Source organism: Sphingomonas sp. (genome assembly GCF_032114135.1).
Lineage (GTDB): Bacteria > Pseudomonadota > Alphaproteobacteria > Sphingomonadales > Sphingomonadaceae > Sphingomonas.
In genome coordinates, this window is sequence record NZ_DAMCTA010000001.1 from 1763522 (window position 1) to 1782851 (window position 19330).

A 19330-nucleotide genomic window follows, 5' to 3' on the forward strand; every position below is an offset into this window, starting at 1 on the left:
CGCCATTGTTGCATTTGCTGCGCGATCGCCGCGAAATGCCGTCGGGCAGACCTTCTCTCGCAGCCGAATCATGTCTATATAGGGCACTGATCAACTACAGGAGCCAGTCTTATACGTTCTCCCATGCCCCGGCGCCCGATGGCGCCCGCGATGCCGCTGAACGGGCCGCGGTTTAACGAATTCATCCAGTCGCCCAAGGTCCGCGTGATCGACCAGGACGGCGAGAACCTTGGCGTGATGTACACGCGCGAGGCGATGGCGCAGGCTGCCGAGGTCGGGCTCGACCTCGTCGAAGTGTCGCCCAACGCCGACCCGCCCGTCGCCAAGTTCCTCGATGTTGGCAAGTTCAAGTACGAGGCGCAGAAGAAGGCGAACCTCGCACGCAAGACTCAGAAGACGCAGGAGATCAAAGAGATCAAGATGCGTCCGAACATCGACGATCACGATTACGACGTGAAGATGCGCAACGTGCTGAAGTTCATTGGCGAAGGCGACAAGGTGAAGATCACCCTGCGCTTCCGCGGCCGTGAGCTTTCGCATGGCCAGCTCGGCATGCAGCTGCTTCAGCGCGTCCAGCAGGACGCCGCCGAAGTGGCCAAGGTGGAGAGCTATCCGCGCATGGAAGGCCGTCAGATGCTGATGGTGCTCTCGCCCAAGTGATGCGCCGGCGGCGGTTCGCGTTCGCGGCCGCCGCCGCAGCCTGGTTTCTGCCGGCAGCGGCGGTCGCGCAGACCGCCGCACTGCCGCCGGTCCCCGCCGACACCAGCGAATCGATCGCCGTTCCCAAGGGCGCGCGACTCGTCTGGGCGGACGAGTTCGACTCGGGGGGGCTGCCCGACGCGAAGCGCTGGGGCTATGATACCGCCCGCAACCGCGCTGGCTGGTACAACCAAGAACTACAATATTACGCCGCGAAGCGGCCCGAGAATGCGCGGGTCGAAAACGGCCACCTCGTCATCGAGGCCCGGCGCGAGCGGCTGACCAGCGCATCCGATTATGGCGGCCAGGACTATAGCTCTGGCCGGCTACTCACCCGCGGCCTCGCCAGCTGGACCTATGGCTTTGTCGAAGTCCGCGCCAAGCTTGCCTGCGGCAAGGGGCTGTGGCCCCCGATCTGGCTGCTCGGCAGCGATGGCAGCGGCGGCTGGCCGCGGCTCGGCGAAATAGACGTGATGGAGCTGGTCGGCTGGGACCCGCAGACGGTCCACGGCACCATCCATACCGGCGCCTATAACCACGCCCAGCACACCCAGAAGGGTGCGACCACGCAGGTGGCGGACGCGTGCACCGCCTTCCACACCTATCAGCTTGACTGGACCCGGGACCGCATCCTGATCGGCATGGACGGCCATGCCTATATGCGCTTCGACAACGACCATCAGGGCAATCCCGCCACCTGGCCGTTCGACAAGCCGCAATATCTTCTGCTCAACGTCGCGGTGGGCGGCTGGGGCGGCACGCACGGCATCGACCCCGCCGTTTTCCCGTCGCGGATGGAGGTCGACTATGTCCGCGTCTGGCAGACCGCGGACCAGGCAAAGGGGCGGTGAATTGCCCGCCCCCACCCATCCTCAATCCTCGGCGGCGATCCGCACGCGCAGGCCGTCCAGCGCATCGGTGAAGGGCAGCTGGCACGAAAGCCGCGAGGTGGCGTCGCGATCGCTCGTGCTGTCGAGCAGATCGTCCTCGTCCATGCTCATCTTGGGCAGTTTGTCCGCAAAATCCGGGTCGACATGGACATGGCAGGTGGCGCAGCTGCAGCAGCCGCCGCACAGCGCCAGCAGCTCGTCGAACCCATTGTCGCGAATCACCTCCATCACGCTGAGACCGGCCTCGCCGGTTACCGTGCGTTCGGATCCATCACGCGTCACGACCGTAAGCTGGGGCATCTGCATCTCCTTGGTTCGCCGCGTCCATGCCGGTGAACCCAACCCGTTTCAAGGAGCCAATCCATGGGCTTGACTGCCGACCAGCTAAAGGGGTCGATCGACGCATTGGCCGTGATCGAACCCGCCTTCGCCGCCGCGCTGGAACGCGCCGGCTACCCCGAACCACGGCTGCGCGAACCCGGCTACGCCACGCTGCTGCGCACGATCCTCGGCCAGCAGGTGAGCGTCGCCTCCGCCAACGCAGTGTGGAACAAGCTCGACGCGGTGCTCGGCAATGCCGAAGACCCGGTGCTGCTCGCGGCCGCCAGCGACGAATTGCTGCGGAGTGCCGGCCTATCGCGGCAGAAGATGGGCTATGCCCGCAGTCTTGCCGAGCAGGTGACCAGCGGCGCCCTCGATCTCGAAGCACTACCCGAGGATGACGAGGAAGCGATCGCCGCACTCACCCGCATCAAGGGCATCGGCCGCTGGTCGGCGGAAATCTACCTGCTGTTCGCCGAAGGACGACCGGACGTGTGGCCGGCGGGCGATCTGGCGGTGCAGATCGAGATCGGTCGGATCCTCGGCCATCCTGAACGCCCGAGCGAGAAGCTGACGCGGGAATGGTCCGAGGCGTGGCGCCCGCACCGCGGCGCCGCGGCGATCTTCGCCTGGCACCATTACGGGATGATCAAGAGCGCGATCTGACGTCAGAGGCGGTCGAGGAAGCGCTTGGTCGCCGCCCAGGCCAGGGCCCGTGCCTTGGCCGTTGCCTCGGCCGTCCCGCCAAATTCGATCCGGAAGCTGGTACCGGGAACTTGCAGTGTCGTCATTCCCGGACCCGTGCCCATCAGCAGATGCGACGCATCGTCATATTGTACATTATCGACGGGTGCCTTGTTCGGCCGCTTGGCGAGCGCTGCGGCGGCCCCGTCGGCAAAGCTGGTCGAAGGCCAGATCGCATCCGACTTGCTGGAGAACAGCAGCACGGGCCCCCGAATCCGCTCCATGCGAATGCGGGCAGCGGGAACCTCCAAGGCATGTTCGAAGCCCGCGCGCATAGGCGCGCCCGTCTCAGCCGCGACCTGCTGATAGGGGACAGCCTTGCCGCCCAGGGTCCAGGCAGGCGGTTGCTCAGCCAAGCGTAGACCGAACGTCGAAAGCCCGCTCCAGACCCGGTCGCTTGGTGCGAAGGCGATCACGCCCGCGAGATCCGGTCGCAGCGAGGCGAGCAGCAGCGCAAGCTCGGCACCGCGCGACTGGCCGATCACGACGATATGGCGTGGATCGACCTGAGGCTGCCGCTTCAGCCAGTCAATTGCGCGAAAGAAGTATTCGAGCGGGATCGCCTTGAGGGTGGCCGGCAATCCCTCGGGCTTCCCCTGCCAGCTTTTGAAATAGGCGAGCGCGAGCACCGGATGGCCGGCGCGCGCTAGATCCTCTGCATCCTTGGCGGGCGGCAGACCACCTTCGGAGCCGCCGAGCAGCAGCACCGCCGTCGCAGCATGCGCATCCGGCGCAGCCTCGAAACGCCCGATGATCCCGTCCTCCCGTACATCCACGGCAAGGATCGGCGTCACGGTCTGCGCCCGCGCGGATAGCGGGACGGCGACGAGCGCGGAGAACGCAGCAGCAAGGTAAGTGCGACGAACGATCATGTAATGCATCCCCGATGTGCCCGATGGCCGGGCCCGCCGCGGTTCATCATGGGGAGATGCCGGTCGCCAGTGACAGATGTCATGTCCGGCATGCAGCGCGCCGACGGCTAGGGCCGCCGCATAGAGCGGCAGGCCGCTTTGCCGCTGGATGGTAGGCTACCGTGTCCTTTGGCACGTGCAGCCGACCGGCCCGCAGAAAGGCTCAGGCTGCGCAGCGGCGGCCGTATGCGGTGCGACGGCTACAGTGCAGCGCGAAACCGATACGGCCGACGCGCAGCATGACGCTGCTCCAAATCGAAGGCTCCGGCACCGCCGAGCCGTGCCGGTCGTTCGTTGCGGACCTCAGCCCTCGGCGCCGTCCTGGTGCTTGTCCTCGTCCTTCGCCTCATCCTCGGCAGCAGCCGCCTCGCCGCCGCTCTGGAACCAAGCCTCGACCGGGCCGACCAGCTTGATCGTCAGCGGGTTGCCCTTCCGATCGGTCTTCTTGCCGAGCGCCACGCGCACCCAGCCTTCGGAGATGCAGTACTCTTCGACATCGCGGCGCTCGACGCCCTTGAACTTGATGCCGACGCCGCGCTCCAGCAGTTCGCGGGTGAAATAGGGGCTGCTCGGGTTGACCGACAGACGATCGGGAGGGGTATCGCTCATGTCCGGCTCATGCCGTCATTCGGCTGCGGGTTCAAGATAGCGGTGGATGGCGGAGATCACTACCGATCCCTCCCCCACCCCCGAGGCGACGCGCTTGACGGATCCGGCGCGCACGTCGCCCACAGCGAACACGCCGGGCGCGGTCGAGCAGAAGAAAGTTTCGCCGCTGCCCGTCTGCACGAAACCGCGCGCATCGAGATCGACACAGCCTTCCAGCCAGGTCGTATTGGGCACCGCGCCGATCATCACGAACAGTGCGCCGACGTTCCGATGCTCGACGGTCCCCGTCTTGCGATCGGTCCATTCCAGCCCGGTCAGCGCGCGCTCGCCGTCCAGCGCGGTGACCTCGGTGAAGGGGTGGAGCGTGATCCGGTCCGAGGCTTCGATCCGCTCGATCAGGTACCGCGACATCGTCGCCGCCAGCCCCGGTCCGCGCACCAGCACATGGACATGCGCGGCGTGGCGGGCGAGGAATACCGCCGCCTGCCCGGCCGAATTGCCACCGCCGACCACCACTACCTCGGAGCCGGCGCACAGCCCGGCCTCCATCGCGGTGGCGGCGTAATAGATGCCGTTGCCTTCCAGCTCGGCATAACGCGGCAGATCGAGCTTGCGGTAGCGCGCGCCGGTCGCGACCACCACCGCGCGCGCCTGCAGCGTCGCCCCGTCGTCGAGGTGGAGCCGCAGCGGCCGCTCCTCGCAATCGATCTGCACCACCGAACGCGAGACGAGCAGCCGCGCGCCAAACTTCTGCGCCTGCACCTGCGCGCGGCCGGCGAGCGCCTGGCCGGAAATGCCGGTCGGGAAGCCGAGGTAATTCTCGATCTTCGAGCTGGTCCCCGCCTGGCCGCCGGGCGCCACCGCCTCGATCACGATCGAATCGAGCCCCTCGGACGCGGCATAGACCGCCGCCGCCAGCCCCGCGGGCCCGGCGCCGACCACCGCCACGTCGTGCACATGCTCAGGATCGAGCGCGGTCGCGAGGCCCAGCGCATCCGCCAGCGCCGCGTTGGTCGGATTGCGCAGCACGCGACCCTCCAGCACCACCACCGGCAGGTCCGCATCGGTAAGCGCCAGGCATTCGAGGAAGCCCGCCGCATCGGGATCGGTATCGGTATCGATCCGCCGGTGCGGCATGGCGTTGCGGGTGAGAAAGGTCTCGATCCGCCCCATGTCGGCGCCGTGCCCCGGCCCGGCCAGTGCCACGCCCGCATCGCTGTGCCGGAGCAGCCCGACGCGGCGCAGGATGAAGGCGCGCATCACGATCTCGCCGATATCGGGCTCGGCCGCCATCATCCGGCGGAAGGCGGCGCGCTCGATCCGCACCACCCGCGTGCCGGGCAGCGCGCGCGCGCTCACCAGGATCTTGCGATCGTTGAACAGGTCGAGCTCGCCGGTGAACTGCCCGGCCTCGTGGACGTGGAAGACATGGTCCCGCCCCTCGCTGTCGGTATCGACGATCGAAATGCCGCCGGACAGGCAGAGGAAGAAGTCGACGCTGTGGTCGCCGCGCCGATACAGCATTGCGCCCTCTTCCAGCGGTTCCTCGACCCCGAAAGCAGCGACCCGCGCCATCATCTCCGCGGTCAGGACCGGAAAGGTCTGGGCGGATCGCGCATAGGGATCGGCGGGGTCGAGCGATTCGGTGGTAGCCATCACCCCACTTTAGCCGCAGCGCAGCGGCGCGCGACCCATCTCTAGAGATGATCGCGCGCCTGCGTGCTCAGTCGCAATAGCGGACCAGCACTGGCCTACCGATATACGGGTCCCAGACCCGGCGAACATCGCATTGCTCGTAATAGCGATAGCGCGGATAATTGTCCCGGTACCAATAGCCGTCGGTGGGGTAGTAGCCGCGCTCGCGGTAGAAGCGGCGGTCATAATCATAGCGCCGGTCGTTCGAGATCGCCGCGCCGATCGCGAGGCCCGCGATTCCCGCCACCAGCGCCGCGCCCGCCGCGTCGCCGCCGCGATCGCGGTAATAATGCCGACGATAGCGCCAGTCCTGCGCCTGCGCGGGCGCAACCGCCGCCAGCAGGCTCGCGCCCGTGGCGACGCCCAGCACCAGCTTCTTCGCCAGATGGTTCATGTCACTCGCTCCTCACCTCAAGGCGCCCGGCGAGTCGCTCGGCGCCGATGGCCTTCGATAGGCAATCGCGGCTTAATCGGTACGGAACCGGCTGTTCAGCCGCGGTTTAGCTGGGTAACGGGCGGGATGGCCTACTGGATCCTTCGCTCCGAACCCGATGTCTATGGCTGGGATGACCTGGTGCGCGACGGCAGCACCGAATGGAACGGCGTGCGCAATTACACCGCGCGCAACTTCCTCAAGGACATGGTCCCCGGCGACCAGGCGATCTTCTACCATTCCAACATCCAGAAGGCCGCGGTGGGCATCATGGAGATCACCCGCGCCTGGCAGCCCGACGGCGACGACGGGAAGTGGGCGAGCGTGGAAGTGAAGGCGCTGCGCCCGCTGGCCAAGCCGGTGCCGCTGCCCGAGATCAAGGCCGAGCCGCGACTCAAGGACCTCGAGATGGTGCGCCAGTCGCGCCTGTCGGTGACGCCGGTGCGCCCGGAGGAGTGGGCGGTGCTGCTGGACATGAGCGGAACGGCACCGGATCGTTGAGGTCGATCGGCACGCGATTAGACTTGTCGGGCTTCTTTTTGAATGCCCGCCCGACGCCCTTCCCCGCATCGCCAACCAGCTTGAAGAAATTGGTCGATTCGCCTGGGTCCTCGCAGCAGCTGCCCGGGCTGATCACCTTGCCGACGCCGCGGACCAGCGTTGTCGCCGCACCGAAGATATCGACGCCCACTTGGCATCCGCCAACCCGTGCGGCGCACGGCGTATCGACCACGTTGAGCGCGCCGATGCCGGTGCGATCAGGGTTGCTTGGCATCGGTCGATCGGGCGGGCCGCGCTCAGCCGGCAATGGCAGCCGCGGCGCGTCGATGTCCTTGCCGCACACCACGATCTGATCGCCATTGGTCTGCGCCGAGGCGCAGGGATCGGCGAGCACCGACCAGCGCTGCGATCCGTCCGCCGCCTGCTGCGGTGCAGCCACCGTTGCCATCGCAGCGGGAGCGGCCGTCTGGCTCTGGGGTGCGAAGCCCAACAACAACGCGGCCAGCAACATGCGATACTCTCCCGGCAGAGTCCCTTTAGACCATGGCAGCGGCATAAGCGGAAGTGCATTCCGCAGCGTTGATGGCCGCGATAGGGTGGCGGCCCCGATAGCGGAGCGCGCAGCATGCCGATCACCCTTACCGCCTTCGAAGCCTCCCCCGATCGCGGGCGGGGTCTCGCCCGGGATATGCAGGTACGCTGGGCGCTGGAAGAGCTGGGGCTGCCCTATGACGTCCGCCTCGTCTCCTTCGCCGCAATGAAGCAGCGCGAGCATCTCGCCCGCCAACCCTTCGGCCAGATTCCCACCTATGAGGCGGACGGGCTGGTCCTGTTCGAGTCGGGTGCGATCGTCCTGCACCTTGCGGAGCGCCACCCCGGTCTGCTGCCGGCCGACCCCAACGCCCGCGCCCGCGCGATCGCCTGGATGTTCGCTGCCGTGAGCACGATCGAGCCGCCGATCGTCGAATGGGCGATGGCGCGGATGCTCGAGCCGGATGCACCCTGGTTCGCCACCCGCCAGGCAATGCTGGAGGACCGGGTCCGCACCCGACTGGCGCAACTCGCCGCGCGGCTTGGCGACACCGAGTGGTTGGAGGGCACGTTCTCCGCCGCCGACCTGTTGATGATCGGGGTGCTGCGCCGGCTCGCACGATCGACCATGCTGCCCGAGCAGCCACGCTTGCTGGCGTATATCGCCCGCGGCGAGGCCCGCCCGGCATTCCAGCGCGCCTTTGCCGCACAGCGGGCGGTGTTCGAGGCACGCGCAAGCGGCAGCGCCTAGTCACACGGGCGCTGCCGCCCGCGGGTGCACGGTCCTGGGGCAAGAACACGCCCGCGGCCCAACGAAAAAGCCCCCGCCGTCGCCGGCAGGGGCCCTTTTGCTCACGATACCGCGACGATCAGTCCGCGGACTTCGCGCGGCTGGCGCGCTTGCGCTCGTTCGGGTCGAGGTAGCGCTTGCGCAGACGGATCGTCTTCGGCGTCACTTCCACCATCTCGTCGTCGTCGATGTACGCAATGGCCTGTTCCAGCGTCATCTTCTTCGGCGGGGTGAGGCGGATCGCGTCGTCCTTGCCGCCCGAGGCGCGGAAGTTGGTCAGCTGCTTCGCCTTCATCGGGTTGACCTCGAGGTCTTCCGTCTTGGCGTTCTCGCCGATGATCATGCCCTCGTACAGGGCCTCACCGTGACCGACGAACAGGATGCCGCGCTCTTCGAGCGGACCCAGCGCATAGCCCTGGGCTTCGCCGGCGCCGTTGGAGATCAGCACGCCGTTCTTGCGGCCTTCGATCTTGCCCTTGTGGGGGCCGTACTTCTCGAACAGCCGGTTCATGATGCCGGTACCGCGCGTGTCCGACAGGAACTCGCCGTGATAGCCGATCATGCCGCGCGACGGCGCGGAGAAGGTGATGCGGGTCTTGCCGCCGCCCGAGGGACGCATGTCGGTCATCTCGGCCTTGCGCAGGTTCATCTTCTCGACGACCGTGCCCGAATATTCCTCGTCCACGTCGATGATGACGGTTTCGTACGGCTCGGTCTTCTTGCCGTCCTCGTCCTCGCCGAACAGCACGCGCGGGCGGCTGATGCCCAGCTCGAAGCCTTCGCGGCGCATCGTTTCGATCAGCACGCCCAGCTGAAGCTCGCCGCGGCCGGCGACTTCGTAGCTGTCGCGATCGGCGGCCTCGGTCACCTTCACGGCGACGTTCGACTCGGCTTCGCGGAACAGGCGGTCGCGGATCATGCGCGACGTGACCTTGCTGCCTTCGCGGCCCGCCATCGGCGAGTCGTTGACGGCGAAGCGCATCGACAGCGTCGGCGGATCGATCGGCTGCGCGTGCAGCGGCTCGGTCACCGTGGGATCGCAGATCGTGTTCGACACGGTGGCGACGGCCAGGCCGGCGAGGCTGATGATGTCGCCTGCCTTGGCTTCTTCGACCGGCACGCGCTCCAGCCCGCGGAACGACAGGATCTTCGACGCGCGGCCGGTTTCGATGATGTTGCCGTCATTGTCGAGCGCGTGGATCGGCTGGTTCAGCTTCACCGTGCCCGAGTTGACGCGGCCGGTGAGGATGCGGCCGAGGAAGTTGTCACGGTCGAGCAGCGTCACCAGGAAGGTGAAGGGCACGTCCTCGACTTCGACCTTCGGCGCCGGCACGTGGCGGACGATCGTCTCGAACATCGGGATCAGCGTGCCTTCGCGCGCGTCCATGTCGGTCGAGGCATAGCCGTTGCGGCCCGATGCGTAGAGCACGGGGAAGTCGAGCTGCTCGTCATTGGCGTCGAGCGACACGAACAGATCGAACACTTCGTCCAGCACTTCCTGGATTCGCGCGTCGCTGCGGTCGACCTTGTTGACGACGACGATCGGCTTGAGGCCCAGCGCCAGCGCCTTGCCGGTGACGAACTTGGTCTGCGGCATCGCGCCTTCGGACGAATCGACCAGCAGGACGACGCCGTCGACCATGCTGAGGATGCGCTCCACCTCGCCGCCGAAATCGGCGTGGCCAGGCGTGTCGACGATGTTGATGCGGATCGCTTCCTCGGCACCCGGCGGAGTCCAGTCGACCGAGGTCGGCTTGGCGAGAATCGTGATCCCGCGCTCCTTCTCGAGATCGTTCGAGTCCATCGCACGCTCTTCGACGCGCTGGTTGTCACGGAAGGTGCCGGACTGGCGGAAGAGCTGGTCGACGAGGGTGGTCTTGCCATGGTCGACGTGTGCGATAATCGCCACGTTACGGAGGTTCATGCGATTTCCTGATTGGCGCGGAAGCGCGCGTACGGGCGGGCCCATAGCCGAAATGGTGCGTCGCGGGAAGGCCCCTGCTGCAAACGGGATTCCCGTTGAAACACATAGTGCCATAGCCATATACCACACTTGCGGGATACGTGCTTCGCCTGCATGGTTATACCCTCGGAGTTGGAGAGAGAAGCGACGATGGCGACTGTGACGGATACCGCAGATCAGGGTCTGGTGCTCACGCCGCCGGACCCCGTGCCCGCCGTGGCGCCCGAAAAGGCTGCCGGGCTGGTGCCGGTCGAAGACACGAAGAAGACCGAGCTCGACAAGCGCGTCGACGGGTTCATCGACGATCTGATCGCGCAGGATGTGAATTCGCCCGAATTCGGCAAGCGCGTCGATGCGATCGCCGCGATGGGGCAGAAGGAAATCCGCGAGGCCGCCGGCCAGTCGAACCGCTTTCTCGATCGCCCGGTACGCGCGATGGGCAGCGAGGGCGGCGTTGGCGCCGACCTGCTGGCGCTGCGCAAGACGGTGGAAGAGCTCGACCCCTCGCGCAACGGCAAGCTGATCGGCGGCAAGGACGGCTTCCTGTCGAAGATTTTCGGCGGCGGCGGCGGGCTGACCAACTATTTTCGCAAATACCAGTCGTCGCAGAGCCACATCAACGCGGTGCTCAAGAGCCTGTCGAACGGCAAGGACGAGTTGCTGCAGGACAATGCCGCGATCGCCACCGAGCGCGCCAATCTGTGGGCCGCGATGGGACGTCTCGAGCAGATGATCTATCTGTCCAAGGCGATGGACGAGAAGCTCGAGGACAAGGCCAACGAGCTGGATCACACCGATCCGGCCAAGGCCAAGGCTATCCGCGAGACCGCGCTCTTCTACGTCCGCCAGCGCACCCAGGACCTGCTGACCCAGATGGCAGTGACGGTGCAGGGCTATCTCGCGCTCGATCTGGTCAAGAAGAACAATGTCGAGCTGATCAAGGGCGTCGACCGCGCCTCGACTACCACCGTCTCGGCGCTGCGCACCGCGGTGACCGTCGCGCAGGCGCTCAACAACCAGAAGCTGGTGCTCGACCAGATCACCGCGCTCAACACCACCACCGCCAACCTGATCGAATCGACCGGGCAGCTGCTCAAGAGCCAGACCGCCGCGATCCACGAACAGGCGGCGAGCGCGACGATTCCCGTGGAGACGCTGCAGCGCGCCTTCCAGAACATCTATGACACGATGGATGCGATCGACACCTTCAAGCTCAAGGCGCTGGACAGCATGAAGGTGACGGTGAACACGCTGTCGAACGAAGTCGAGAAGTCGAAGGGCTATATCGCCCGTGCCGAGGGGGCCGAGCAGAACCGGCTGGGCGGCCCGACAGACGGCTTCAAGCTGGAGGCAATGTAAGCCGAGATGCCGAGCGACGTGGACCGCCTGCTCGCCCGCGGCGAGGAACTGATCGAGCGCTCGCGCGCCCGCACCGAGGGCGCGCTTGCCACGCGTACCCGCAAGCGGCGCGAGGCGGAAATCCTCGCGCGGCTGGGGCGAATCGCGGCGGCGGATGCGGTGATCCTCATCGCTGCGATCACGATCGGCGTCTTCATGCCCCTTGGCATGTTCGGCGCATTGGCAGTGATGATGCTGCTGATCCTGGCGACCTTGCTGTTCGCCTCGCTGCCGGTCACCAGCGCGCCGAAGGTCGAGCAGCTGGTGCAGGTCCCGCTAAAGGCGCTGCCGTCCACCACCGAGCGCTGGCTGGAAACGCAGCGGCTTGCGCTGCCCGCCCCTGCCCGCACGCTGGTCGACTCGATCGGGGTGAAGCTGGAGACGCTGGCGCCGCAGCTTGCGCGGCTGGACGAAACGTCACCGGCGGCAAACGAAGTCCGCAAGCTGCTCGGCGAGCAGCTGCCGGAGCTGGTCAAGGGCTATGGCCGCGTCCCAGAGTCGCTGCGCACCGTCCCACGCAACGGCATGACGCCGGACCAGCAGCTGGCGCAGGGCCTGCAGGTGATCGATGAGGAAATCGCCGAAATGACTGCGCAGCTGGCGCAAGGCGATCTCGACGCGCTGGCGACCCGCGGCAACTTCCTGCAGATCAAGTACAAGGACGACGAGCTGGGCTGAGCGAAGTGCGTCGCTCTCCACATCCGCTCCCCTCCCGCTTGCGGGAGGAGAAAATGTGCGCTCGTCAGAGCAATGCTATCAGGTAGCGGATCAAGTCGGCGATGCCGCTGGCGCTGACCGGCAGCAGCAGCAGGACCAGCGCGTAGACCAGGAACATCCGCGTCAGGAATCGCTCGCGCCGGCCCGGCGGCAGGGGCACGGGCCGCGGCGGTTCCGGCCGGGGCCAAACGCGATTCTCGTCAAAAAACATCGAGGTAGAAATTGCCGTATCGCGGATCGCCTCGCAACCACCCCTTGGGCCAGCGGAACGCTCCCTTGGATCGGTTCCCGCCTTCCGGGTGTAGGTAGGCTTCTGCGAGGTGGCGGCCGTTTACGCGGCGCCCCGCACGCCCGACGACCGTAGCGCGCTGGCGGCGATCGATCGATTCAGCTTACGACCTCGGCATCCTCACGCTTCTCGGGCCGGATATAGATCGAGCTGAGCTGCGGGAGCGCCGCCTTGAGCTTGGCTTCGATCCGCTCGATCAGCGTCTCCGCTTCGCCCATCGCCAGGCTGTCGTCGAAATCGGCGCTGATCGCCACGAAGACGCGCTCGGGCGCGGTGTGGATGGTGCGGACATGGTTGACGCCGGTGATGCGGGGCTCGGCTTCCAGCATCGCGCGCACCTGCGCGATCAGGTCCGGGTTGGCGCGCTCGCCGATCAGCAGGCCCTTGGCTTCGCGCGCCAGCAACGTCGCCACTGCGGCGAGGATCAGCCCGATCGCGATCGAGGCCATGCCGTCGATCCGCGGGTCCTGCCAGGCGTGGCTGGCCCATACCCCGATCGCGGCAACGATCAGCCCAGCCAGCGCCGCCGAATCCTCGAACAGCACGATGAAGCCGGCGGGATCCTTCGATTCCCGGATCGCCTTCCACCAGCCGCAATCGCCCTTGCTTGCGCGGAACTCGCGGATCGCGATCACCCAGCTGGTCCCCTCCATCGCGGTAGCGATGCCGAGTACGACGTAATTGACCAGCGGATCGCGCAGCGGTTCCGGGTCGATGATGTGGAGATAGCCCTCATAGACCGACACGCCGGCGCCGAGCCCGAAAATCAGGATCGCGACGACAAAGGCCCAGAAATAGAGTTCGCGGCCATAGCCGAAGGGGTGCTGCGCGTCGGGCGGCCGCTTGGCGCGGCGCTGGCCGTAGAGCAACAGGATCTGGTTGAGGCTGTCGACCAGGCTGTGCACACCCTCGGTGAGCATCGACGAAGACGCGGTGATCGCCGCCGCGACGAACTTCGCGACGGCGATCCCGATATTGGCGGCGAGCGCCGCATAGAGAACGATATTGGCGCGCCAGCCCGACGCGGGAGACGCGGCCATATCCGTTCGCGCCTCAGTCGAGGCCGAGCTTGTGCAGGGCCTTGTCGATCAAGCCCTTATCTTCGTTGCCTTCGGCCCGCTTGGCTTCGGCCTTGGCGTCATAGCCCGAGCTTTCGGGGATGTCGTTGTTGTGCACCGGCTGGGTCGAGGCGGGCGGGTCCGATGCATCCATGGATTCGTCCAGCGCGCGATCGAGCCGGGCTTCCTTGCTTGCGGGATCGCGCGCCAGCCGCTCCTCGATCGAGGAATCGGTGCCGGCGTCGGCGGAATGCACCGCGCCCTTGGCTTCGTCATCGGCGCGGGGGTCGGGTGCGACCGACATCCGGTCCATCGCAGGGTCGAGAGGATTGTTGGTCATGCTGCACTCTCCTGAGCGTTACGCCCATTAAACGGACATGCCGGGACTCGCGTTCCTTTTCTGCACGGCCGCGCAAAACAAAAGGCCCGGCGGATCGCTCCACCGGGCCTTTCTTGTTGCGTTCCGCGCTGGATCAGTCGCGCGAGCTGCCGAACAGGCGCAGCAGGAACAGGAACATGTTGATGAAGTCGAGATAGAGGTTGAGCGCCCCCATGATCGCGACCTTGCCCTGCTCCGGCGTGCCGGCGACATAGGCGTAGATGCTCTTGATCTTCTGCGTGTCATAGGCGGTGAGGCCAGCGAAGATCAGCACGCCGACGGCGCTGATCACCAGGCTCATCGTGCCCGACTGCAGGAAGAGGTTGACGATCGACGCCACCAGGATGCCCACCAGGCCGATCAGCAGGAAGGTGCCGAAGCCCGACAGATCCTTTTTGGTGGTGTAGCCATAGAGGCTCAGCGCGCCGAAGCCGGCCGCGGTGCCGAAGAACACCTGAGCGATCGACAGGTCGGTATAGGTGACGAAGATCGTCGAGATCGACGCACCCAGCAGGCCGGCATAGGCGAAGAACAGCGCCTTGAGCGTGCCCTCGGACATGCGGTTCTGGCCGAAGCTCATCGCGAACACGATCGCCAGCGGCGAGATCATCACCACCCAGCCGACCAGCGTCGGCTGCAGCGACAGGCCGCGAGCGGTTTCCACCACCTGGAACAGCACCCGCTGCAGCGCGTCGACCTTGCCGAACGCCAGCGCGACGATGCCGGTCAGCAGCACGCCGGACAGCATGTAGTTGTAGACCGACAGCATGTACGACCGGAGCCCCGCGTCATGCGCCGCGGCGCGTGCACTCGCGGTCGCGAAGGGCGACTCGCTCGTGCGGGGATCGGACCAGTTAGCCATTCGAAAAACTCCTTTGACCGGCGCAATGCCGGATGGCTAGAATATCGGCTTCGCCGCAGGGGTTTTCAAGCAAAACCGGGCCCAGCAACGTTTCGAAACAGACCCCGGCCAGACTTTGCACGCGCTTTGAACGCATTAGCGCGGCGGGGATGCCGCTCTCACGTCGCTGGCACCTCCTGGAAGACGCGCGGATCGTCGCCGACGCTGGCGGCATAGGCATTGATGATTCCGGGTAGCAGACCGGGAAAGCGTGCCTCGACCTCCTCCCAGCGGGGATGATTGCGGACCTCGACGCCGTGGCGTTCGCTGCGAATGAGGCCCGCCTCCCGCAGCACCTTGAAATGGTTGGAAAGGGAAGACTTGGGAATGGCCCGGTCGCCGACCGCAGCAACGGCGGAGCACGCCTTCCCGCAGCCCGTCCGCATGATCGTCGCGAAGATCGCCGCGCGGGCAGGATCGGAGAGCGCATGCAGGATCGCTTCGGGCCGAAGCTCGTCCATACCGGGGTGAATCAGGGGTCTCATGCGGATTCCATATAGGGACGCTTGACGCAAAACGCATTAGTTCCAATATCCCGAACTATGGGAATAAGGTGCGCTTTTCGTATCCTGCCCATGTCGGAGATCGGTTGGAATGGCAAAGCTGGACGGAAAGGTGGCGATCGTCACCGGGGCATCCAAGGGAATTGGCGCGGCGATCGCAAAGGCGCTTGCGCGGCAGGGCGCCGCGGTCGTCGTGAATTTCGCATCGAGCCGAGCGGGTGCCGAGGCGGTGGTGCAGGACATCATCGCCTCGGGCGGACGGGCCGTCGCGGCGCAGGGCGACGTATCGAAGGCCGCAGAGGCGCAGGCGCTGGTCGACACCGCCGTCCGCGACTTCGGTCGTCTCGATGTGCTGGTCAATAATTCGGGCATCTACGAGTTCGCCCCGATCGAGGCGCTGACCGAAGATCATTATCGGCGGCAGTTCGACGTCAACGTCCTCGGCGTGCTCCTCGCGACCCAGGCCGCCGCGCCGCACCTCGGTGAAGGCGCGAGCATCGTCAACATTTCGTCGGCGATCACCCATGTGAACACGCCCGGCGCCGCCGCCTATGCGGGGACGAAGGGCGCCGTGAACGCCATTTCGGGGGTGCTCGCCAACGAACTCGCCCCGCGGAAGATTCGGGTCAATGCGGTCAGCCCCGGCTTCGTCGTGACCGAGGGCACGCACAGCGCGGGGATCGTCGGCTCCGACATGGAAGCCGGATTGGTCGCCCAGACGCCGCTCGGCCGCGCGGGAACGCCGGAGGACATCGCCGACGTGGTGGCCTTCCTTGCGTCGGACGATGCGCGCTGGCTGACCGGCGAGGTCATCACGGCGAGCGGCGGCATCCGCTGAGCGTTCCGGCTGGCGCCGCGCCCGTTGCCGATCGCAGCGGACGCGGCTCCGCCTCCAGGGATGGACCTGGGCGCCGGCAGGTCTAGGATCGCCGGCATGCATCGTCTGTTCGTCGGCTTCCGCCCGCCATCCGCGATTCGCGCGCAGTTGCTCGCGCTTGGCGGCGGCGTGCCGGGCGCGCGCTGGCAGAGCGACGAGCAGCTCCACTGCACGCTGCGCTATATTGGCGAGGTCGAGCGGCCCGTGGCCGAGGACGCCGCACTCGCGCTCGGCAATGTCCGCTTCCCCCCGTTCGAGCTTGCGGTCGCGGGCGTCGGCGAGTTCGACTCGCGGGGGCGGCCCAATGCGCTTTGGGCGGGACTTCGGCCGCACGAGACGGTGACACAGCTCCATCACAAGATCGATCAGGCGCTGGTCCGCGCCGGCCTGGCGCCCGAGCGTCGCGCCTATCTGCCGCATATCACGCTGGCTCGGATGAACGCGCAGGCAGGCGCCAACGAACGCTTCCTCGAAGCGCATGCCGGGCTCGCCAGCGCGCCGTTCGTGGTGGACAGCTTCCTGCTCTACGAGAGCCATCTCGGCGGCGAAGGCGCAAGCTACGACGCGATCGAACGCTATCCGTTGCGCGCCTAGGCGCCCGCGATACCGTCCGCCACCAGTGCCATCGCCGCGGTGACGGCGCCGTCGTCCGCAGGCACCTTGCCGTCGAGCGCCAACGTCGACAGGCCATGCACCACGCCCCAGGCGGCGAGCGTCGCGGCGCCGGAATCGCCGCCCGCCAGGCCTGCAACCCGCCGCGACAGGATCGCGAAGGCCTCGCCATATTCCTTCGGGGCAACCGTGCACCCCGGTGTCCCGCCGAACATCAGCCGGAACATGGCAGGATGCGCCTGGGCGAAGCGGAAATAGGCGCGCCCCTGCGCGACCAGCGCCGCCTTGGCCGGCTCCGCCCCGTCCGCCTCCGCCAGCTTCGCCGCGAGTTCGGCGAACCCCGCCTCCGCCACCGCGCCGAGCAGCGCCGCCTTGTCGGCAAAGTGCCGATAGGGCGCCATCGCCGACACGCCGGTGGCCTTGGCCAGCGCGCGCAGCGTCACGCCCGCCTCACCTTGCTCGTCCAACAGCGTAGTCGCTGCGTCGATCAGCCGCGCGCGCAGTCCGTCTGCAATTTCCATCTTGTTTACACCGTAAACTACATTTAGGGTGTACATTGTAAACAAGGAGACTCGCCATGCAAGCCACCACGCTCCGCGAGACGGTCGATCTCGCTGCCTATCCGGAACTGATCGTCGTGATCCTCGGGTTCAAGCTGCGGCGCTGGCGCGCGCTTCCCGCGATGATGCGGATCGGCCGCGGGCTGGCCGAGATCAAGAAGAACCCGCCCGACGGGCTGCTCGCCGAGGACGGGATGCTGTTCGGCTGGAACCATGTCGGCTTCCGCCAATATTGGCGCGACCTGCCGAGCCTCGAGGCCTTCACTCGCAGCGCGCCGCACAGCGTCTGGTGGCGCGATTTTCTCAAGGACCCGCAAGGTGCCGGTTTCTGGCACGAGGCCTATAGCGCCCGCGGTATCGAGGCGGTGTATGTCAATCTGCCCGGCCAGCACGTCGGGCTCGGCATGTTCGCGCCGATCGCCAAGCCGGTGGGTACGCTGATGTCGACCCGGCAGCGCCTCCACGCCCATGCGGGCATGGAGGGCTAAGCCGGAAGGGCGTCGTCAGAACGACGCCCAGTCGCCGTCCGCCATCGCCGGCGCAGGCGCGGGTGCCGCCCGACCGGCCCCGCCGCCGCGCTTGGGCAGGTTGGGGCGCTGCAACGGCAGGCTCATCCGCGGATTGTGCGCTTCACCGACATTGAAGGCCTGGGCCGAACGCTTCAGCGCCTCGACCTCGCGGCTCAGGCTGCGCGCGGCGGCAGAGGTTTCCTCCACCATCGCCGCATTCTGCTGGGTCGCCTGATCCATCACCGTGACGGCGGTGCTGATCTCGCCGATCGACGACGCCTGGGCCTGGTTGGCGGTCGCCATGCTGCCGAGCAGGTCGTGCACTTCGCGAACATCGGTGGCGATCGCGGCAAAGGCGCCGTCGACGCGCTGGACCATGCCCACCGCGGCGGTGACGTCGGCCTGGGTGGTGGTCAGCTGGTCGCGCGCGCGGCCGGCTTCTTCTTCGGCCCGCATCGCGAGCGCCGAGACGAGATCGGCGACGACCGCGAAGCCGCGGCCCGCTTCACCGGCGCGACCGGCCTCCACCGCGGCGTTCATCGCCAGAACGCGAGTCTGGAAGGCGATCTTGTCGAGGCCTTCGATCACGTCGTCGATGCCCTTGGCACTTTCCGACACCCGGCTCATCGCCGACACCGCTTCGTCCGCGACGTCACGGCCGGCCTGGACCGAGGCGATCGCGCCATCGGCGCGTTCCACCGTCTGGTTGGCGCTGCCCGCGGTGCTGCGCAGGCGCTTGTCCATCTCGCCGATCGAGTGGACGGTTTCCTGCAGGCTCGATGCCGCGCTTTCAGTGCGGCGCGACAGGTCCTCGGAGGCGACGGCAATTTCGGCAGAGCCGGTGCTGATCGTCTCCGCCGAGGTTGCGACCGAGCGTACCAGCTCGCGCAGCGCGGCCAGCGCCTCGTTGAAATTGGTCTTGAGCACCGCGTTGGCGCCGGGGAAATCGGCGGTCACATCGGCAGTCAAATCGCCCTTAGCGAGTCGCTCGAGCGACTGGCCCAACACCCGCACCACTTCGGCCTGCTGCTCGGCAGCCTCACGCTGCGCGACGGCAGCATCGCGGAAGATGAGCATCCCGCGCGAGATGCGGCCGACGCAATCCTCATAGTTGGTGTGGGCGATCGGCGCGGCGAGATCACCGGCCGCAAGGCCTTCCATGCGCACGACGGTCGCGACATAGGGATCGGCGATCACGCGGGCGAACATGCGGGTGAGCACGAAGGCGGTCGCGATCACCACCCCGTTCAGGCCCAGCATCACCCAGTGCGGCAGCACCAGGTTGAGCACCGCGAGCACCACCATGATCCCGATCATCGCGCCGAAGGTGACCTTCAGCTTCTCCCGAATGGGAGCCTTCACTTCCAACCAATGCAGCATGTCCGTCCCTCACGATCGGGTGCCGGCGTTGCGCCGCCGGCCCCACGTTGAGCCCACCCA

The 19330-nt window shown here is 66.8% G+C and carries 24 protein-coding genes; 10 read left to right on the forward strand and 14 right to left on the reverse strand.

Annotated features, from left to right (window positions below):
- Window positions 1-123: 123 nt before the first annotated feature.
- On the forward strand, window positions 124-660 hold the full coding sequence (gene infC, locus RT655_RS08410) for a translation initiation factor IF-3 (RefSeq protein WP_029623153.1): 537 nt from the start codon (window positions 124-126) through the stop codon (window positions 658-660).
- Entirely contained in the window at window positions 660-1550 is an 891-nt protein-coding gene (locus RT655_RS08415) for a glycoside hydrolase family 16 protein (RefSeq protein ID WP_313536067.1), read from the forward strand. The genes infC and RT655_RS08415 overlap by 1 nt, the downstream gene beginning before the upstream one ends.
- 21 nt (window positions 1551-1571) lie before the next feature.
- Here the strand turns inward: RT655_RS08415 and RT655_RS08420 are convergent, their stop codons facing one another.
- Window positions 1572-1889: a 2Fe-2S iron-sulfur cluster-binding protein gene (locus tag RT655_RS08420; protein ID WP_313536068.1), complete on the reverse strand. Its 318-nt coding sequence runs from the start codon at window positions 1887-1889 to the stop codon at window positions 1572-1574.
- Window positions 1890-1952: 63 nt separating this feature from the next.
- On the opposite strand from RT655_RS08420, the gene RT655_RS08425 reads away from it, so the two are divergent.
- Window positions 1953-2576 (forward strand): DNA-3-methyladenine glycosylase 2 family protein, encoded by a 624-nt coding sequence (locus RT655_RS08425; RefSeq protein ID WP_313536069.1) that lies wholly within the window; start codon window positions 1953-1955, stop codon window positions 2574-2576.
- Window positions 2577-2578: 2 nt separating this feature from the next.
- On the opposite strand, the gene RT655_RS08430 is transcribed toward RT655_RS08425, so the two are convergent.
- From RT655_RS08430 to RT655_RS08445, 4 genes are all read right to left on the reverse strand, one after another.
- On the reverse strand, window positions 2579-3526 hold the full coding sequence (locus RT655_RS08430) for an acyl-CoA thioester hydrolase/BAAT C-terminal domain-containing protein (RefSeq protein ID WP_313536070.1): 948 nt from the start codon (window positions 3524-3526) through the stop codon (window positions 2579-2581).
- 342 nt (window positions 3527-3868) lie between these two features.
- Window positions 3869-4174, reverse strand: a complete 306-nt coding sequence (locus tag RT655_RS08435) for a DUF3297 family protein (RefSeq protein ID WP_313536071.1) — start codon at window positions 4172-4174, stop codon at window positions 3869-3871.
- A gap of 15 nt (window positions 4175-4189) precedes the next feature.
- Window positions 4190-5830 (reverse strand): FAD-dependent oxidoreductase, encoded by a 1641-nt coding sequence (locus RT655_RS08440; RefSeq protein WP_313536072.1) that lies wholly within the window; start codon window positions 5828-5830, stop codon window positions 4190-4192.
- Between the two features lie 67 nt (window positions 5831-5897).
- Window positions 5898-6263, reverse strand: a complete 366-nt coding sequence (locus RT655_RS08445; RefSeq protein WP_313536073.1) for a hypothetical protein — start codon at window positions 6261-6263, stop codon at window positions 5898-5900.
- 126 nt (window positions 6264-6389) lie between these two features.
- Between RT655_RS08445 and RT655_RS08450 the strand changes: the two genes are divergently transcribed.
- Window positions 6390-6803, forward strand: a complete 414-nt coding sequence (locus RT655_RS08450) for an EVE domain-containing protein (RefSeq protein ID WP_313536075.1) — start codon at window positions 6390-6392, stop codon at window positions 6801-6803.
- Here RT655_RS08450 and RT655_RS08455 read toward each other — a convergent pair.
- Window positions 6697-7314: a hypothetical protein gene (locus tag RT655_RS08455; protein WP_313536076.1), complete on the reverse strand. Its 618-nt coding sequence runs from the start codon at window positions 7312-7314 to the stop codon at window positions 6697-6699. The two genes, RT655_RS08450 and RT655_RS08455, sit on opposite strands and share 107 nt — an antisense overlap.
- Before the next feature lie 114 nt (window positions 7315-7428).
- Here RT655_RS08455 and RT655_RS08460 point away from each other — a divergent pair, with 114 nt between their 5' ends.
- Window positions 7429-8085: a glutathione S-transferase family protein gene (locus tag RT655_RS08460; protein WP_313536077.1), complete on the forward strand. Its 657-nt coding sequence runs from the start codon at window positions 7429-7431 to the stop codon at window positions 8083-8085.
- A 118-nt stretch (window positions 8086-8203) separates the two neighbouring features.
- Here RT655_RS08460 and typA read toward each other — a convergent pair whose 3' ends face one another.
- Entirely contained in the window at window positions 8204-10048 is a 1845-nt protein-coding gene (gene typA / locus RT655_RS08465) for a translational GTPase TypA (protein ID WP_313536078.1), read from the reverse strand.
- Window positions 10049-10237: 189 nt separating this feature from the next.
- Here typA and RT655_RS08470 point away from each other — a divergent pair, with 189 nt between their 5' ends.
- Window positions 10238-11446 (forward strand): toxic anion resistance protein, encoded by a 1209-nt coding sequence (locus RT655_RS08470; RefSeq protein WP_313536079.1) that lies wholly within the window; start codon window positions 10238-10240, stop codon window positions 11444-11446.
- Between the two features lie 6 nt (window positions 11447-11452).
- Entirely contained in the window at window positions 11453-12163 is a 711-nt protein-coding gene (locus RT655_RS08475) for a hypothetical protein (protein WP_313536081.1), read from the forward strand.
- A gap of 64 nt (window positions 12164-12227) precedes the next feature.
- Here the strand turns inward: RT655_RS08475 and RT655_RS08480 are convergent, their stop codons facing one another.
- From RT655_RS08480 to RT655_RS08500, 5 genes are all read right to left on the reverse strand, one after another.
- Window positions 12228-12413: a hypothetical protein gene (locus tag RT655_RS08480; protein WP_313536082.1), complete on the reverse strand. Its 186-nt coding sequence runs from the start codon at window positions 12411-12413 to the stop codon at window positions 12228-12230.
- 176 nt (window positions 12414-12589) lie between these two features.
- Entirely contained in the window at window positions 12590-13531 is a 942-nt protein-coding gene (locus tag RT655_RS08485; protein WP_313536083.1) for a cation diffusion facilitator family transporter, read from the reverse strand.
- 13 nt (window positions 13532-13544) lie between these two features.
- Window positions 13545-13889 carry a hypothetical protein gene (locus RT655_RS08490; protein ID WP_313536084.1) on the reverse strand — a complete coding sequence of 115 codons (345 nt, stop codon included), beginning with the start codon at window positions 13887-13889 and terminating at the stop codon, window positions 13545-13547.
- A gap of 133 nt (window positions 13890-14022) precedes the next feature.
- Window positions 14023-14790 carry a Bax inhibitor-1/YccA family protein gene (locus RT655_RS08495; RefSeq protein ID WP_313536085.1) on the reverse strand — a complete coding sequence of 256 codons (768 nt, stop codon included), beginning with the start codon at window positions 14788-14790 and terminating at the stop codon, window positions 14023-14025.
- Window positions 14791-14948: 158 nt separating this feature from the next.
- The gene (locus tag RT655_RS08500; protein ID WP_313536086.1) at window positions 14949-15290 is read right to left on the reverse strand and encodes a helix-turn-helix domain-containing protein; all 342 of its coding nucleotides are present in this window, start codon (window positions 15288-15290) and stop codon (window positions 14949-14951) included.
- A 133-nt stretch (window positions 15291-15423) separates the two neighbouring features.
- On the opposite strand from RT655_RS08500, the gene RT655_RS08505 reads away from it, so the two are divergent.
- Window positions 15424-16170: a glucose 1-dehydrogenase gene (locus RT655_RS08505; RefSeq protein WP_313536088.1), complete on the forward strand. Its 747-nt coding sequence runs from the start codon at window positions 15424-15426 to the stop codon at window positions 16168-16170.
- Between the two features lie 96 nt (window positions 16171-16266).
- On the forward strand, window positions 16267-16803 hold the full coding sequence (gene thpR / locus RT655_RS08510) for an RNA 2',3'-cyclic phosphodiesterase (RefSeq protein ID WP_313536089.1): 537 nt from the start codon (window positions 16267-16269) through the stop codon (window positions 16801-16803).
- Here thpR and RT655_RS08515 read toward each other — a convergent pair.
- Window positions 16800-17342 (reverse strand): TetR/AcrR family transcriptional regulator, encoded by a 543-nt coding sequence (locus RT655_RS08515; RefSeq protein ID WP_313536091.1) that lies wholly within the window; start codon window positions 17340-17342, stop codon window positions 16800-16802. The genes thpR and RT655_RS08515 overlap by 4 nt on opposite strands.
- Before the next feature lie 56 nt (window positions 17343-17398).
- On the opposite strand from RT655_RS08515, the gene RT655_RS08520 reads away from it, so the two are divergent.
- Window positions 17399-17869: a monooxygenase family protein gene (locus RT655_RS08520; RefSeq protein ID WP_313536093.1), complete on the forward strand. Its 471-nt coding sequence runs from the start codon at window positions 17399-17401 to the stop codon at window positions 17867-17869.
- Between the two features lie 15 nt (window positions 17870-17884).
- On the opposite strand, the gene RT655_RS08525 is transcribed toward RT655_RS08520, so the two are convergent.
- Window positions 17885-19270 carry a methyl-accepting chemotaxis protein gene (locus RT655_RS08525; protein WP_313536095.1) on the reverse strand — a complete coding sequence of 462 codons (1386 nt, stop codon included), beginning with the start codon at window positions 19268-19270 and terminating at the stop codon, window positions 17885-17887.
- Window positions 19271-19330: the final 60 nt, after the last annotated feature.

What these genes read in the sequence shown, in the direction of transcription:
- RT655_RS08450 (WP_313536075.1), top strand. Translation starts at nt 6,390, where the DNA reads ATGGCCTACTGGATCCTTCGCTCCGAACCCGATGTCTATGGCTGGGAT.
- RT655_RS08430 (WP_313536070.1), bottom strand. Translation starts at nt 3,526, where the DNA reads ATGATCGTTCGTCGCACTTACCTTGCTGCTGCGTTCTCCGCGCTCGTC.
- RT655_RS08420 (WP_313536068.1), bottom strand. Translation starts at nt 1,889, where the DNA reads ATGCCCCAGCTTACGGTCGTGACGCGTGATGGATCCGAACGCACGGTA.
- RT655_RS08485 (WP_313536083.1), bottom strand. Translation starts at nt 13,531, where the DNA reads ATGGCCGCGTCTCCCGCGTCGGGCTGGCGCGCCAATATCGTTCTCTAT.
- thpR (WP_313536089.1), top strand. Translation starts at nt 16,267, where the DNA reads ATGCATCGTCTGTTCGTCGGCTTCCGCCCGCCATCCGCGATTCGCGCG.
- RT655_RS08470 (WP_313536079.1), top strand. Translation starts at nt 10,238, where the DNA reads ATGGCGACTGTGACGGATACCGCAGATCAGGGTCTGGTGCTCACGCCG.
- RT655_RS08435 (WP_313536071.1), bottom strand. Translation starts at nt 4,174, where the DNA reads ATGAGCGATACCCCTCCCGATCGTCTGTCGGTCAACCCGAGCAGCCCC.
- RT655_RS08495 (WP_313536085.1), bottom strand. Translation starts at nt 14,790, where the DNA reads ATGGCTAACTGGTCCGATCCCCGCACGAGCGAGTCGCCCTTCGCGACC.
- RT655_RS08520 (WP_313536093.1), top strand. Translation starts at nt 17,399, where the DNA reads ATGCAAGCCACCACGCTCCGCGAGACGGTCGATCTCGCTGCCTATCCG.
- RT655_RS08475 (WP_313536081.1), top strand. Translation starts at nt 11,453, where the DNA reads ATGCCGAGCGACGTGGACCGCCTGCTCGCCCGCGGCGAGGAACTGATC.
- RT655_RS08415 (WP_313536067.1), top strand. Translation starts at nt 660, where the DNA reads ATGCGCCGGCGGCGGTTCGCGTTCGCGGCCGCCGCCGCAGCCTGGTTT.
- RT655_RS08425 (WP_313536069.1), top strand. Translation starts at nt 1,953, where the DNA reads ATGGGCTTGACTGCCGACCAGCTAAAGGGGTCGATCGACGCATTGGCC.
- RT655_RS08525 (WP_313536095.1), bottom strand. Translation starts at nt 19,270, where the DNA reads ATGCTGCATTGGTTGGAAGTGAAGGCTCCCATTCGGGAGAAGCTGAAG.
- RT655_RS08515 (WP_313536091.1), bottom strand. Translation starts at nt 17,342, where the DNA reads ATGGAAATTGCAGACGGACTGCGCGCGCGGCTGATCGACGCAGCGACT.
- RT655_RS08500 (WP_313536086.1), bottom strand. Translation starts at nt 15,290, where the DNA reads ATGGACGAGCTTCGGCCCGAAGCGATCCTGCATGCGCTCTCCGATCCT.
- RT655_RS08505 (WP_313536088.1), top strand. Translation starts at nt 15,424, where the DNA reads ATGGCAAAGCTGGACGGAAAGGTGGCGATCGTCACCGGGGCATCCAAG.
- RT655_RS08455 (WP_313536076.1), bottom strand. Translation starts at nt 7,314, where the DNA reads ATGTTGCTGGCCGCGTTGTTGTTGGGCTTCGCACCCCAGAGCCAGACG.
- RT655_RS08445 (WP_313536073.1), bottom strand. Translation starts at nt 6,263, where the DNA reads ATGAACCATCTGGCGAAGAAGCTGGTGCTGGGCGTCGCCACGGGCGCG.
- infC (WP_029623153.1), top strand. Translation starts at nt 124, where the DNA reads ATGCCCCGGCGCCCGATGGCGCCCGCGATGCCGCTGAACGGGCCGCGG.
- RT655_RS08480 (WP_313536082.1), bottom strand. Translation starts at nt 12,413, where the DNA reads ATGTTTTTTGACGAGAATCGCGTTTGGCCCCGGCCGGAACCGCCGCGG.
- RT655_RS08490 (WP_313536084.1), bottom strand. Translation starts at nt 13,889, where the DNA reads ATGACCAACAATCCTCTCGACCCTGCGATGGACCGGATGTCGGTCGCA.
- RT655_RS08440 (WP_313536072.1), bottom strand. Translation starts at nt 5,830, where the DNA reads ATGGCTACCACCGAATCGCTCGACCCCGCCGATCCCTATGCGCGATCC.
- RT655_RS08460 (WP_313536077.1), top strand. Translation starts at nt 7,429, where the DNA reads ATGCCGATCACCCTTACCGCCTTCGAAGCCTCCCCCGATCGCGGGCGG.
- typA (WP_313536078.1), bottom strand. Translation starts at nt 10,048, where the DNA reads ATGAACCTCCGTAACGTGGCGATTATCGCACACGTCGACCATGGCAAG.